The 14,879-nt window shown below is 32.8% G+C and carries 12 protein-coding genes and 1 tRNA gene; 9 read left to right on the top strand and 4 right to left on the bottom strand.

Annotated features, from left to right (window positions below; translation table 11 throughout):
- The first annotated feature begins 54 nt into the window (after positions 1-54).
- Positions 55-1,143, top strand: a complete 1,089-nt coding sequence (locus tag Q0857_RS08420; RefSeq protein WP_298533774.1) for an AI-2E family transporter — start codon at positions 55-57, stop codon at positions 1,141-1,143.
- A 6-nt stretch (positions 1,144-1,149) separates the two neighbouring features.
- Positions 1,150-2,334 (top strand): class I SAM-dependent methyltransferase, encoded by a 1,185-nt coding sequence (locus Q0857_RS08415; protein ID WP_298533772.1) that lies wholly within the window; start codon positions 1,150-1,152, stop codon positions 2,332-2,334.
- 7 nt (positions 2,335-2,341) lie between these two features.
- Here Q0857_RS08415 and Q0857_RS08410 read toward each other — a convergent pair whose 3' ends face one another.
- The 3 genes from Q0857_RS08410 to Q0857_RS08400 form a co-directional block, all read right to left on the bottom strand.
- On the bottom strand, positions 2,342-2,800 hold the full coding sequence (locus Q0857_RS08410) for an RNA methyltransferase (RefSeq protein ID WP_298533770.1): 459 nt from the start codon (positions 2,798-2,800) through the stop codon (positions 2,342-2,344).
- Between the two features lie 92 nt (positions 2,801-2,892).
- A tRNA-Arg gene (locus Q0857_RS08405) sits at positions 2,893-2,966 on the bottom strand.
- A gap of 204 nt (positions 2,967-3,170) precedes the next feature.
- Complete coding sequence (locus Q0857_RS08400) at positions 3,171-4,814, bottom strand: sodium/sugar symporter (RefSeq protein WP_298533767.1); 1,644 nt, start codon at positions 4,812-4,814, stop codon at positions 3,171-3,173.
- Positions 4,815-5,001: 187 nt separating this feature from the next.
- Here Q0857_RS08400 and Q0857_RS08395 point away from each other — a divergent pair, with 187 nt between their 5' ends.
- The 6 genes from Q0857_RS08395 (at position 5,002) to Q0857_RS08370 (ending at position 11,695) form a co-directional block, all read left to right on the top strand.
- Positions 5,002-6,012: a GntR family transcriptional regulator gene (locus tag Q0857_RS08395; RefSeq protein ID WP_298533764.1), complete on the top strand. Its 1,011-nt coding sequence runs from the start codon at positions 5,002-5,004 to the stop codon at positions 6,010-6,012.
- A gap of 18 nt (positions 6,013-6,030) precedes the next feature.
- Positions 6,031-6,921, top strand: coding sequence for an aldose 1-epimerase (locus Q0857_RS08390; RefSeq protein ID WP_298533762.1), 891 nt, complete (start codon positions 6,031-6,033; stop codon positions 6,919-6,921).
- 12 nt (positions 6,922-6,933) lie between these two features.
- Positions 6,934-8,082: a galactokinase gene (galK, locus tag Q0857_RS08385; protein ID WP_298533760.1), complete on the top strand. Its 1,149-nt coding sequence runs from the start codon at positions 6,934-6,936 to the stop codon at positions 8,080-8,082.
- A gap of 21 nt (positions 8,083-8,103) precedes the next feature.
- Complete coding sequence (locus Q0857_RS08380) at positions 8,104-9,126, top strand: UDP-glucose--hexose-1-phosphate uridylyltransferase (protein ID WP_298533758.1); 1,023 nt, start codon at positions 8,104-8,106, stop codon at positions 9,124-9,126.
- 150 nt (positions 9,127-9,276) lie between these two features.
- Positions 9,277-10,011 (top strand): hypothetical protein, encoded by a 735-nt coding sequence (locus Q0857_RS08375; protein WP_298533756.1) that lies wholly within the window; start codon positions 9,277-9,279, stop codon positions 10,009-10,011.
- A gap of 94 nt (positions 10,012-10,105) precedes the next feature.
- Positions 10,106-11,695, top strand: a complete 1,590-nt coding sequence (locus Q0857_RS08370) for a hypothetical protein (RefSeq protein WP_298533754.1) — start codon at positions 10,106-10,108, stop codon at positions 11,693-11,695.
- Positions 11,696-12,092: 397 nt separating this feature from the next.
- Here the strand turns inward: Q0857_RS08370 and glyA are convergent, their stop codons facing one another.
- On the bottom strand, positions 12,093-13,364 hold the full coding sequence (gene glyA, locus Q0857_RS08365) for a serine hydroxymethyltransferase (RefSeq protein ID WP_298533752.1): 1,272 nt from the start codon (positions 13,362-13,364) through the stop codon (positions 12,093-12,095).
- 200 nt (positions 13,365-13,564) lie between these two features.
- Between glyA and fahA the strand changes: the two genes are divergently transcribed.
- Entirely contained in the window at positions 13,565-14,848 is a 1,284-nt protein-coding gene (gene fahA, locus Q0857_RS08360; protein ID WP_298533750.1) for a fumarylacetoacetase, read from the top strand.
- Positions 14,849-14,879 lie beyond the last annotated feature (31 nt).

Raw genomic sequence — 14,879 nt, 5'->3', positions numbered from 1 at the left:
GAATTTCTCCCTTTCATCTGAAATAACTAGATTTACTTTATAAAACGATAAATATTGGATTCTAAAACAATAACCAACGGCATACTAAAATCTGTAGCAATTATTTTAGGTGTCTCTATATTTCTTTTCTTCTTATACAGAATTCAGTCTGTAATTGGCTATATAGCTATTGCAGCGGTAATTTCATTAATTGGGAGACCCATTGTAAAGTTTTTAGAACAACGCTTAAAATTTAAAAATACTATTGCTGTTGTAGTAACTATGTTCGTACTACTAGGCTTATTCTTAGGTTTGATTGGTTTATTTATCCCATTAATAATATTGCAAGGAAAAAACCTTTCACTATTAAATATCAACGAATTACAAGTAAATGTTGAAAACCTTTATAAAGAGATTGTTACCTATTTTAATTTGTACCATATTAACATTGAAAAATCTCTGAATACCTCCAGTTGGCTTTCCGAACTGGACTTATCACATATACCTGTGTTTTTAAACTCATTTATTAGTGGTTTAGGAAGTTTTAGTATCGGTCTTTTTTCTGTACTTTTTATTTCCTTTTTCTTTTTAAAAGACAGTAAGCTTTTCGAAAATATAATTTTAACGGTAGTCCCTGATAATAAAGAATCACGATGGAAAAACTCATCGAATAAGATAAAAGATTTATTATCAAGGTACTTTGTTGGGCTAATATTTCAAATACTTATTCTATTCATAATATACACCATAGGATTACTTATTGTTGGTGTAGAAAATCCAATTGTAATTGCCTTTTTATGCGCTCTGCTTAACTTAATTCCTTATGTAGGCCCAGTTATAGGTGCCGGACTAATGCTTACTCTAACCATGACAAGTCACCTTGGTGAATCATTTAGCGAAGTGATAGTACCTAAAACCTTATGGGTATTAGTAGTATTTGGTATTGGTCAATTGGTAGATAACTTTGGAAGTCAACCCATTATATTCTCCAAAAGTGTAAAATCACACCCTTTAGAAATATTTCTTATTATTCTCATAACAGGCATTTTATTTGGAGTTATAGGTCTCATCATGGCAGTTCCTGCATATACTGCCATAAAGGTTATTTTAAAAGAGTTTCTTTCTGATAATAAAATAGTAAAAAAACTCACAAAGGATCTTTAATACACCTTGAACCCTACTATATTAAATACCAATATTCAGGAGTTCATTGACAACCATCTAAAGTCTGACCTTACTAAACTGCTTTTTAAAGGAACTCCTTTCAATACTGTTGAAACGAAAGACATTATTGAGCAGATTGATGCTAAAAAAAGGTGTGAAAAAAAACTTCCGACCTGGTTTAATACGGCAAACATTTATTACCCAAACAAGTTAAATATTGAACAAACTTCTTCCGAAACTACAGCAAAATATAAAAGCAGCTTAATACATGGAAGCTCCATAATCGACTTAACAGGTGGTTTTGGAGTAGATTGTTTTTATTTCTCAAAAGTCTTTAAAACTGTTACACATTGTGAAATTAATAAATCTCTTTCAAGCATTGTACATTACAATTACAAGCAACTAATAATCAATAACATAGAAACATTTTGCGATGACGGTATAGTTTATTTATCAAAATCTAACAAAACCTATGACTGGATTTATCTGGACCCATCTAGACGTCATGATTCTAAAGGCAAAGTGTTCTTTCTTAATGACTGCCTGCCAAATGTCCCAAAACATCTTGATTTGCTCTTTGAGCACACAAAAAACATCCTTATAAAAACTTCCCCGCTGTTAGATTTATCAGTTGGAATAAACGAATTATCTACAGTAAAAACAGTTCATATCGTTGCCTTAAATAATGAAGTAAAAGAATTGCTTTGGGTTTTAGAAAAAAATTATACCGGAGAACTAAGTGTTGAAACTTTAAATATCAAAAAAGATAAGGTAGAAACTTTTTCAACAAGTTTAGTCAAATCATCTAATTTATATAGCGACTGCAATTATCAGTTACCTCTTGACTTTTTATACGAACCAAATGCTGCTATATTAAAATCTGGTGCTTTTAGTGATGTTGCCTTACAATTAAAACTTAATAAGTTACATAAGCACACCCATCTATATACCAATAATAAACTCGTTGAATTTCCCGGAAGGCGATTTAAAATTGAAAAAATTATTAATTATAATAAAAAGACAGTACGTGCACTAAACATTAAAAAAGCCAATATAACGATTCGAAACTTTCCAGAGCGCGTAGAAGATATTCGAAAAAAATTCAAAATTAAAGACGGTGGTACAGACTACCTTTTTTTTACAACCAATATGAACAATGAAAAAATTGTAATTCTAGCTAAACCAGCTTAAAAAGGAACTATGATCTTGGTTTATTGCGCCCTCTATCATACATAATAATACTACCCGCTACGGATACATTTAAACTAAACTCAGACTTGAACTTAATTAAAAAATGGGACTTAGAAATAGCTTGTTTAGATAAGCCATGATCTTCGGCTCCTAGCAAATATACGCATCGTCTTGGATGATGAAACGCTTCTAAATCTTCGGCTTCATCATCAAGTTCAACACCAACAATACGAGCCCCTTTTGGTAAGTTATTGTGAAAATCTTCAAAGGTTTCATAATGAAAATACGGAAGTGATTTTACAGCGTTATGTGTGTCACAAGCCTGTTTGGCATATCTGTTACCAATTGTAAATATAAAACTAGCACCCATATTCTGAGCACTACGCCATAGTACTCCCAAATTCTCAGGGGTTTTACCATTTTGAATTCCTATTCCAAAAAACTCATTAATAAAGTTATCATTCATAAAGTCAAAACTAATAAAGATTTCGAAATTTTTGATAATTTCTATCGCCTACAAAAACAAAAAAGCCTCACTATTTCTAGTGAAGCTTTTCGTGAGCCCTGAAGGATTCGAACCTTCGACCGCCTCCTTAGAAGGGAGGTGCTCTATCCAGCTGAGCTAAGAGCCCTAAAAGAAAACATTTTTTGTTTTCTGGTGTGCAAATATAAAATTAACTATATATCTAACCAAAAGAAATGTTTATAAATTTTGCCAATATTTTTTGATGATTAATAATCCAAACACTTATAATAAGTTAGCCAAAACTAAAAAGCTTTAAACTAAAAAAAACGTCATATAATTATGACGCTTTTTAGTCTTATAAATTTATATTCTACCAGAATAAAGCATATAGCACTGCAAGTATAATACAGACTATAAACGAACCAATATTAAACAATGGTGTTGTTTTAAACAAATCAGAGCTTAAATCAATACCTTTTGGATCGTCTGCTCCCTTATTTTGTAAATTACTCATAATAATAATTACAAGCATCGATAATAAAGTAGCTATTCCCATTTGATGCATCCATGGTTCTAAGAAGGCAAAAGCATCTACATATAATGGCAAAAACTTTAATGCCAACGCAATTGGAATAGATAAAACTGCACCCCAAATAGCCGCATTGTTTGTTGTTTTCTTCCAAAATAAACCTAAAAGGAAAACAGCCAAGATACCAGGACTCACAATTCCTGTATATTCTTGAATAAACTGAAATGCCTGATCAATACCTCCTAACAATGGAGCCATAATACATGCTATAACTAAGGCAACAAAAGCAGAAATTCTACCTGTGTTTACCGTTTGCTTATCTGTAGCGTTTTTATTTATATACTGCTTATAAATATCCATTGTAAAAATGGTTGATGTAGAATTAAGCATTGATGCTAATGAAGATACAATAGCGGCAGCCAAAGCCGCAAAAGCAACACCTTTAAGTCCTACAGGTAAAAACTGTAACAGCCACGGATAAGCTTTATCTGCCTGATCCGTCGATGGCATATTCAACATTCCCACCTCACCAAGGTTTGCCATTATTGAAGGGTCGTTTACCATTACGTAAGCAGCTATTCCAGGAACCACAACAATCAAAGGAATGACTAGTTTCAAAAATGCAGCTAATAATATGCCTTTTTGAGATTCTTTTAATGACTTAGCAGCCAAAGTTCTTTGAATAATATATTGATTGAAACCCCAGTAATACAAATTAGCAACCCAAAGTCCACCAACTAATACCCAAATACCAGGTAAATTAACATAGTTATCATTTGTTTCCTCCAGAATCATATGGAATTTCTCAGGGGCAGCTTCTAAGACTTTTGAAAATCCGGCTAACACACCTTCACCTCCAGAGACCGTATTTAAAGCCAAATAGGTAGTCACTAAACCACCTAGAACCAAAAACACAACTTGAATAACATCTGTCCATGCAACTGCTGATAAACCACCGTATAATGAATAAGCAGCAGCAAAAAGAGCTAAACCAACAATAGCGTACATCATATCAACACCCATGATGGTTTCAATCGCTAAACCTCCCAAATATAAAACCGAAGCAAGGTTAACAAAAATATAGAGCGCTAACCAAAAGACGGCTAATATGGTTTTTAGATTTGTAGAAAAACGTTTTTCAACAAACTCAGGAATGGTATATAGTCCTTTTTCAATAAAAATAGGTAAGAAATATTTACCGACAATAATTAAGGTTAAGGCCGCCATCCATTCATAAGAAGCAATAGCAATCCCCAATGCAAATCCTGAGCCTGACATCCCTATAAATTGTTCAGCTGAAATATTAGCTGCAATTAAAGACGTACCAATGGCCCACCAGGGCAAAGATTTACTCGCCAAGAAATAATCCTCAGCATTTTTTTGATGTCCTTCCTTATCTCTAGACACCCACAATCCCACGCCCAAAATCAAAATAGCGTAAGCAATAAAGACTATATAGTCCCACATTTCAAATCCTGCTGTCATAATAAATTTTTAGTTTAGTTAGTATTAATGAACCAAATATAGATATTTATATTTTAAAAATGTAGCTCTGAAACCCATAAAATGTATGATTTAATGAATAAAAAGCAAACTAGTAGGGTCTGGTTGGTTTTTTGATAAAAATTTGATACATTTGTTGCGTATAATAACACATTTGTTTTAAACCGGAATGTTTAGTCTCATAATGATGATTGAAGTAAAAAATAAAATAGGAATTCCTAAATACAAGCAGATAATAAGTTCTATCGAAGAAGCTATAAAATCTGGTACTATAAAAAAGGGGGATCAAATACCTTCAATTAATAACGTAAAAGATAATTTTAAGCTTTCTCGAGACACCGTGCTTATGGCATTTAATGAGCTCAAAAACCGCGGTATTATAAAATCTGTTGTTGGTAAAGGCTACTATGTTGCAAGTGAAGCTATTGAAGTTCAGCAGAAAATATTTTTATTATTTGACGAATTAAATTCCTTTAAAGAAGATTTATATAACTCCTTTTTAGAACACCTAGGAGACAATATACAAGTAGATATTTATTTTCATCATTTTAATGAACACAGTTTCGGTAAATTGATACATGAAAACACTGGTGATTACAATAGTTACATTATCATGCCTGCCAATTTAACGAATACAGGTCGTGTTATAGGAACTCTTCCGAGTGATAAAGTTTACATATTAGATCAACTACATCATGATTTGCAGGATTACCCAGCTATTTATCAAAATTTTGAGAAAGCCATTTTTGATAACTTAAATAAAGTTTTGTACCTTATTAAAAAGTACAATAAACTTATCCTAGTCTTTTCTGAAGAGAAACAACCTAGAGCCATGCGAGAAGGCTTTGTAAACTTTTGTAACCAACATAATTTATCTTTTGAGATTTTACCTTCATTAAAAGATAAGTCCCTTGAAAAAGGAGAACTTTATATTACTCCAGATGATAAAAGTCTTTTAAGAATTATAAAACGATTAAAAAATCAACAGTTTACATTAGCAAAAGACATAGGTGTGATATCATATAATGATACATTGCTTAAGGAAATTGTAGAAGGTGGAATAACTACAATTTCTACAGATTTTAATAAGATGGGACAGCGATTGGCTAAAATGATTTTAAATAAAGAAAAACTCAAAGTTGAAAATCCTAACAAACTAATAATCAGGAACTCTTTATAATTAAAAAAATGTATTTACGTGTATAATATTAATCATAACAAGAATTTAAACACTTTAGAAATTCAAGACTCAAACGGTAAGGTTTACGGAAAAATCTACCTTAGTTCTGGTGCAAGCTTACAGGAACTCACTTTAAATGGCAAGGCAATTATTCAGGATTTATCTCCGCTAACTTATGATACCACATATGCCTCCTCCATTCTATTTCCTTTTGCCAACCGAATAAAGGATGGAAGTTATTCTTTTAACGGGCAAAATTATCAATTTGAAGTCAACCAAAAAGAAGAAAATAATGCACTTCATGGCTTAGTATATAATAAAGAGTTTAATGTTTTAGAACAAATTATTAAAGAAGACTCTGCAACCATTGTCTTAGAATATCGTGAACAAAATGAGTCTAATGGATTCCCTTACACCTATGATATTCAAGTCAAATATATTTTCACAAAAGATAGTTTAAGCTTAAATCTATTTGTAAAGAACACATCTACAAAAGCTTTCCCTTTTACTTTAGGATGGCACCCCTATTTTATAAGCGACAATCTGCATGAAAGTGTTATAAAACTTGATTCTAATAAAATAATTAGACTTGGTGATAGAAATATTACCACCGGTATTGAAAACATTACACCTATTGAGTCCATAAATATTGAAGATAAAAAACTAGATGATTGCTGGATATTAAATTCTAACAAGGTTATTTTTAATACACCTCAATATGACTTGGCCTTTGAATCTTCAGACACAAACAACTTTTTACAAGTATATACCCCACCAAGACTAAACACCATAGCTATAGAGCCTACGACTGGGGTTTCTGATAGTTTTAATAATAAAATCGGTCTTCAAGTTTTAAATGCGAACGACACCTACGAAATAACTTGGGATCTAAAAATAACAAACAACTAAATAAACATTAAAATGAGCACGACACTAGTTCAAGATGTAAAAAAAACTTTCATTGAAACGTTTAAAACAGAACCCTTACTTATATTTTCTCCTGGTAGGATAAATATTATTGGAGAACACACCGACTATAATGACGGTTTCGTTTTCCCTGCAGCTGTTGATAAAGGAATTGCGGCAGCTGTTCAAAAAAGTGACACCGGAAACTCCACAGCTATTGCTTTAGACTTAGATAGTACTATAAAATTTGAATTGGATAAACTTAAACCCTCAAAAGAAGGCTCTTGGGAAAATTATGTTTTCGGTGTGGTTGCCGAAATTCAAAACAGAAATAAAGTTGTAGGCGATTTTAACATCATCTTTAAAGGTAATATTCCTGGAGGTGCTGGCATGTCATCGTCTGCAGCCCTAGAAAACTCTGTTGTTTTTGGTTTAAACGAACTTTTCGATTTAGGTTTATCAAAACAAGAAATGATTTTAATTTCTCAGAAAGCAGAGCATAATTATGTTGGCGTAAATTGTGGTATAATGGACCAATATGCAAGTATGTTTGGAATTAAACATAGCGCACTGCATTTAGATTGTAGAACTGTGAAATCTAAACCCTATACAATTAATTTTAAAGATCATGAACTCATGCTTATCAACACCAACGTTAAACATAGTTTATCCGATAGTGCATATAACGATAGGCGGTCTGCTTGTGAAAGTATTTCTGAATTACTAGGTATTAAAGCCTTAAGAGATGCTACTGAGGCTGATTTGGAGACCATTATTGATAAAGTAACACCTGCTAATTATCAAAAAGCACTTTACGTAATTCAAGAAAATGCAAGAACGGTCAAAGCAGCAAAAGCTATTGAAGATAATGATTTAGATACATTGGGTAAGCTAATCTACCAGTCTCATAATGGTTTATCTAATCAATACAAGGTGAGTTGTGAAGAATTAGATTTTCTTGTTGATCAAGCAAAGAAAAACAAGTACGTTTTAGGCGCTAGAATGATGGGTGGTGGCTTTGGTGGTTGTACAATAAATCTTGTTGCGAAAACTGAAGCTAAGGCCTTTGCTGATGTGGCCGCTAAAGCATATAAAAACAAGTTTAATAAAGATTGTTCAGTATATTTTATTGAGCTTTCACAAGGAACTCATATCGTAGAATAACCAACCTCAATAATAATAGAAATGAAAAATACAGATTTACAAGACTACTCTCATAAGCGCTTTAATATTCTTACTGGTGAATGGGTATTGGTTTCACCTCATAGAGCAAAAAGACCATGGCAAGGACAAAATGAAGCAGTAAACAACGAAAAACGCCCTTCTTACGATGAGTCATGTTATTTATGCGCTGGAAATACTAGAATTAATGGGGAAGTTAACCCAGATTATAAAGATGTGTTTGTTTTTACAAACGATTTTGCAGCCTTACAAAGCGATTCAAAAACGTTTTCTGTGGATGATGGTCTCTTAATTGCACGAAGCGAAACAGGTATTTGCAAGGTTATATGTTTTAGTCCAGATCACTCAAAAAGTTTAGCAGACATGTCTCCTGTAGAAATCCAAAAAGTAGTTTTTGCTTGGCAAAGAGAATACAAGGAGCTAGCAGAAAACCCAAATATAAATTACGTGCAGATATTTGAAAATAAAGGCGCTGTTATGGGATGTAGCAACCCACATCCACATGGTCAGATTTGGAGTCAATCAACACTTCCAAATGAAGTAGACAAGAAAAACACGCAACAGTTAAATTACTATAACAAAAACAAAAGTGATCTATTAGGTGATTATTTGGCTCAAGAATTAGAAAAACAAGAACGTATTATTTTTGAAAATGATGGTTTTGTTGTTTTAGTACCATTTTGGGCCGTTTGGCCTTTTGAAGCCATGATAGTACCGAAAACTAAACAAGCCAATATTCTTGAAATGAATGACGAGCAAGCTTTGCAATATGCTGAAGCCATTGCCGTTTTAACGAAGGCTTATGACAAATTATTCAATACGTCATTTCCATATTCAAGTGGTATACATCAAGCACCAACTGATGGTCAAGAAAACAAACACTGGCATTGGCATATGAGCTTCTACCCACCTCTTTTAAGAAGTGCATCAGTTAAAAAGTTTATGGTAGGCTATGAAATGTTCGGCTCTCCTCAACGCGATATTACGGCTGAAACAGCAGTAAAAATGCTTAGAGATCTATTATAATCCTAAAATAGATAAAAAATAGTAGTATTCATATAACCTGATAAGAATAAAAGCTTATCAGGTTTTTTTATTTAATGGATTGTTAAAGTATCATAAATACTACTCCAGTAAACAAAAAACACCTTAATTTTAAAAACCTTACCAAGCTAAATGAAATATATAATATTCTTTCTTTTACCTTTTACTATTTTCTCCCAAGAAATTACAGGTAAGGTTTATGATAGTGAAACTACAGTTAAAGGAATAGACGTATATAATATTAGCCAGAAAACTATAGCTTACACAAATGATAATGGTAATTTTACTATTTCAGCGGCTGTTGGAGACACCCTATCCTTTCACTCTACATTCCATAACCCAAAAATAATAAAGCTTACCAAAGACGATTTTGAAAATACCTTAATTGTCGAACTTGTTAAAACTATAAATCGGCTCAATGAAATTTTATTACAAAATAATATAGATCCTGCCGATTTTAATGAAAAAAAACAAGAGCAAAGTATTACTGAAACAATTACCGAAGATTCTAAAGTAAACCCGCACCTATACGGAACTTCCTCTGAATACGGACTAGACGTTATTAGGCTAGCTGGACTTGTTGGCAAGCTTATAAAAGGAAACAAGACTAAAAAGAAATCCATAGAATTAATGAATGCAAAAAGCTTAGATTCTCTATTTAAAAATGATAACTTCTTTAACAAAAGCTTATTGGTTCGTGATTTGAAGATTCCAGAATCTCAACAGCAATTGTTTTTCGACTATTGCGAATCTCAAAAATTAGATAAAGAACTAGTTGCGAAAGAAAACAAATTATTACTGCTAGAAGAATTGGTTCTTTTAAGCGAGGAACACAAAAAAATACTAGAATCTGCCAGCAAAAATTAATCTTCAATTAATTACACTTATTATATACTAAATGATAATTACAAAAGTTATATTTTAGCCAATATTTAGGTTATCATATTATCAGTACTTATTCATGAAACGTTACGTATACATTATAATAACATTAGGTTTTTTAATGCTTTGGAGTTCTTGCAGAAAAGACTTTGAGTTTTCACCAAGCTCCGGCAGTCTACAATTTTCAAAAGACACTGTTTACTTAGACACGATATTTTCTAATATTGGTTCCAGTACTTATAACCTAAAAGTTTATAATAGAAGTGATAATGACATATCAATACCCTCAGTAAGATTAGCTTTGGGAGAAACATCAAATTACAGATTGAATGTTGATGGTATTGCAGGAAAAACTTTTGAAGATATTGAATTATTAGCCAAAGACAGTTTATTCATTTTTGTAGAATCAACAATTGATATTAATAATTTTCCCAATCCAGATAACGAATATTTATATACAGACCAGATAGAATTTGATGCAGGCAACAACCTTCAAAAGGTAGAATTAGTTACTCTGGTGAAAGATGCTGTTTTTATTTATCCAGATAGAGATGAAACTACAAAGGTTATTGAAACTTTAAAAATAACCATTGATGGAGAAGAATTTGAAACGGACTTACAAGGAAGGGAATTACTTCCAGAAGAACTTACTTTTACCAACGAAAAACCCTATGTAATTTATGGTTACGCCGCAGTGCCGGAGAATAGAACTTTAACAATTGATCCCGGTGCGCGACTTCATTTTCATGAAGACTCGGGGATTATTGTTTTTGATAATGCTTCCATTAAAGTAAATGGAAGCCATAGTACAGATCAAGAAAAGTTGGAAAATGAGGTTATATTTGAAAGCGATAGACTAGAGCCTATGTTTTCTAATGTTCCAGGACAATGGGGTACTATATGGTTATTCGAAGGCAGCATTAATAATACTATAAGTTATGCTACAATTAAAAATGCTACCGTTGGTATTTTATGCGATGGAAATGTTGAAGGTACCGATAACATATTCAATCCTGGTGTTTCCAATGACAAGCTTAGCATTAACAATACGCAAATATATAATTCGGCCAGTTTTGGTATTCTTGGCAGAAATACCTCTATAAACGGTGAAAACTTAGTAATTAATAATTCGGGATTCGCGTCTTTCGCAGGCACTTTGGGTGGTAAATACAATTTAACCCATAGCACCATTGCTAACTATTGGAATAATGGTTTCAGACAAATACCCTCACTTTTAATCAATAATTTTATAATTGATGAAGATGAAACTTTGGTAATTGCAGATTTAGTAGAAGCCAATTTTAATAACTGTATTATTTACGGAAACGAAAATAACGAGTTTTTGTTAGATGAAATTGATGATGAAGCAGTGGCGTTTAATTTCAAATTCACAAATTGTTTAGTAAAGTTCAGAGATACAAATGACGAATTTGAAGGCCCAAATTATGATTTTGAAAATACAGATTTGTATGAAAATATTATTTTCAATGAAGAGCCAGATTTTAAAGACCCAAGCACTAATTCCTTAATAATTGGTTCAGAATCGGCGGGAGTAAATCAAGGTAATATAGAGTTTGCTTCTCAAGTACCCTTTGATCTTTTAAATGTAAACAGGACAGCTTCTCCTGATATTGGTGCCTATCAAAATATTGTTTTTCCTGAAGAATAAACTCATTTAACACTTACATCATGAAAATTAGTCCGTTATTATATAACTACTTTTTTTATATCCTAAATTTAACTTTGTGCAAAATGTAAACTTACTTAATTAACGTTTAATTTAAGTCATAAAAACGACGCATATCTTTCGAGTTAAACTAACAATTTATCTTACATACCTCTAGTCGCTCGCTACGTTAATGACTGCAATAGCAGTTTCTTTAAAACATTATGACTCTATACTTTTTTTATGTGAACCAAAATCACGTTCCTTCATCCTGATTCTGATATATCAAAAAGATGCAGCGAAAATCATGTTTAAACGCCAAAAACAAAAAAATCCCACTCAAAAGCAGGATTTTTTATATTAATTCCATACTGAAACTTGTTCAGCATAACTGTAGTATTTATACAAATAAAGGCTTATCCTTCATCATGGCATTTACTTTGGTTTTTACTTCTTCTAATTTAGCCTCATCTTCAAAATTTGTAACAACTTCATCAATTAACTCAACAATTGCCCCCATATCATCTTCTTTTAAACCACGAGTTGTTACCGCAGCAACACCTAAACGAATACCAGAAGTTACAAATGGTGATTTATCATCAAATGGCACCATATTCTTATTTACCGTAATATCGGCTTTTACTAAAGCTTGCTCTGCGTCTTTACCTGATAAGTTTTTATTACGCAAATCAATTAGCATACAGTGATTATCTGTTCCTGCCGAGATAATGTTATAACCTTTAGCAACTAAGGCCTCTGCCATAGTTGCAGCATTTTTCTTTACTTGTAATTGGTAGCTTAAAAACTCATCACTCAATGCTTCTCCAAAAGCAATAGCTTTAGCTGCAATAATATGCTCTAATGGTCCACCTTGATTTCCTGGGAATACCGCGGAATCTAATAAGGATGACATCTTGCGTAAATTTCCATTTTTAAGCTTGATACCAAATGGGTTTTCAAAATCTTTACCCATCATTATCATACCACCTCTTGGACCTCTTAAAGTTTTATGTGTTGTTGTTGTAACAATATGACAATGCGGTAACGGGTCATTTAAAATTCCTTTAGCTATTAACCCTGCAGGATGAGAGATATCTGCCATTAAAATGGCTCCAACGCTATCTGCAATAACTCTAAAACGCTTAAAATCAATATCACGAGAGTAAGCTGATGCACCAGCGATTATTAATTTTGGCTTCTCAGAAGTTGCTATTTCTTGAATTTTATCATAGTTTAAAACACCTGTCTCCTGCTCTACCCCATAAAATACTGGGTTGTACAATTTACCAGAAAAATTTACTGGAGACCCATGTGTTAAATGTCCACCATGTGATAAATCAAATCCTAGGATTTTATCTCCTGGTTTTAAACATGCATGGTAAACCGCTGTATTAGCCTGACTACCAGAGTGCGGTTGCACGTTCACATATGCAGCACCAAACAATGTTTTTGCTCTATCAATGGCTATTTGCTCCACTTCATCAACCACTTCACAGCCTCCATAATAACGCTTACCAGGATACCCCTCAGCATATTTATTAGTTAACACAGAGCCTGCAGCTTCCATAACTTGAGGGCTTACAAAATTCTCTGAAGCAATTAGCTCAATACCATGTAATTGGCGCTCTTTTTCTGCTTGAATAAGTTCAAAAATCTGTTCGTCGCGTTGCATAAAATTAAATTCTGATTAAATATTCGGCAAAAATAGCAAATAGATTAGTTAAAAGTGTTAAAAAAGGGAGAATAAGGATGAAGTTTTTAACGGTTTTATTAACGGTTATTGTTAATCTATATTTTAAGTGATTTTATCCGTTAAAATAAAAAAAATGTGTAGGTTTGATAAGAATACAATAACATAAAAAAATTAAGGTTATGCCATTATCAGCTAACAATCCAGATAGAACTTCGTGGTTACACGTAGATAAGAATTCAGATTTCCCTATTCAAAACATCCCTTTTGGGGTGTTCTTAACTCGTGATGACATCATCACCATTGGAACTAGAATTGGTGATACTGCCATAGATTTAGGGGCTTTACATCAATTGGGGTATTTTGAAGGCATCCCTCTAACGGATGATATTTTTCTTCAAGACTCATTAAACGATTTTATTGCCGATGGTAGAAAAACTTGGCGTGCAGTAAGAAATCGAATTGCAGAAGTTTTTGATGCCGAAAATGATACACTCAAAAACAATACAAAACACAAAGAAACCATATTATTTAGATTGGATGAAATCGAAATGCAATTACCTGTACAAATTGGTGATTATACAGATTTTTATTCCAGCATCGAGCATGCCACTAATGTAGGTACTATGTTTAGAGATCCCGATAATGCTTTATTACCAAATTGGCTACACATACCTGTGGGATATCACGGCAGGAGTTCTTCCATAATTCCTTCTGGCATACCCGTGCACAGACCACAAGGTCAAACCATGCCACATGGCGCAAAGACACCAGTTTTTGGGCCAAGTAAGCTCATTGACTTTGAATTAGAAATGGCATTTATTACTACCGACGCAAATGATTTAGGTGAAGCTATTCCTATAGATGAAGCTGAAGAATATATCTTTGGTTTAGTCCTTTTAAATGATTGGAGTGCTAGAGATATTCAAAAATGGGAGTATGTGCCTTTAGGTCCATTTTTAGCTAAAAGCTTTGCCTCATCTATTTCACCATGGATTGTTACTTTAGATGCGCTAGAACCTTACCGCGTTGCAAGCCCAAAACCAATAAAACCTCAGTTAGAGTATTTACAGTACAAAGGAGAAAAAAGCTATGATATTCAATTAGAGGTTTCTATACAGCCCAAAGGCGCTAAAGAAACGGTGGTTAGCAAATCTAATTTCAAATACATGTATTGGAATATGGTACAGCAGTTGGCACACCATACTATAAATGGTTGCCCAGTTAATTCTGGTGATATGATGGGAAGCGGTACTATTTCAGGTCCTTCTGAGGATAGTTATGGATCCATGCTAGAATTAACTTGGAGAGGTGAAAAACCACTTAAAATGAATAATGGTACTGAACGCAAATTTATTAACGATCATGATACCGTGATTATGAGAGGTCATTGTGAAAAAGATGGCACTAGAATTGGATTTGGAGAAGTATCTACAAAATTGCTTCCAATTTACAATGAAAAGTAATAATTTAATTACAAATTATATTTTTTAATTA

The sequence above is a fragment of the uncultured Algibacter sp. genome (assembly GCF_947495925.1).
Classification (GTDB): Bacteria; Bacteroidota; Bacteroidia; order Flavobacteriales; family Flavobacteriaceae; genus Algibacter_E.
The sequence above is the reverse complement of the archived record's forward strand: the minus strand, read 5'-3'. Positions and strand labels throughout refer to the sequence as shown.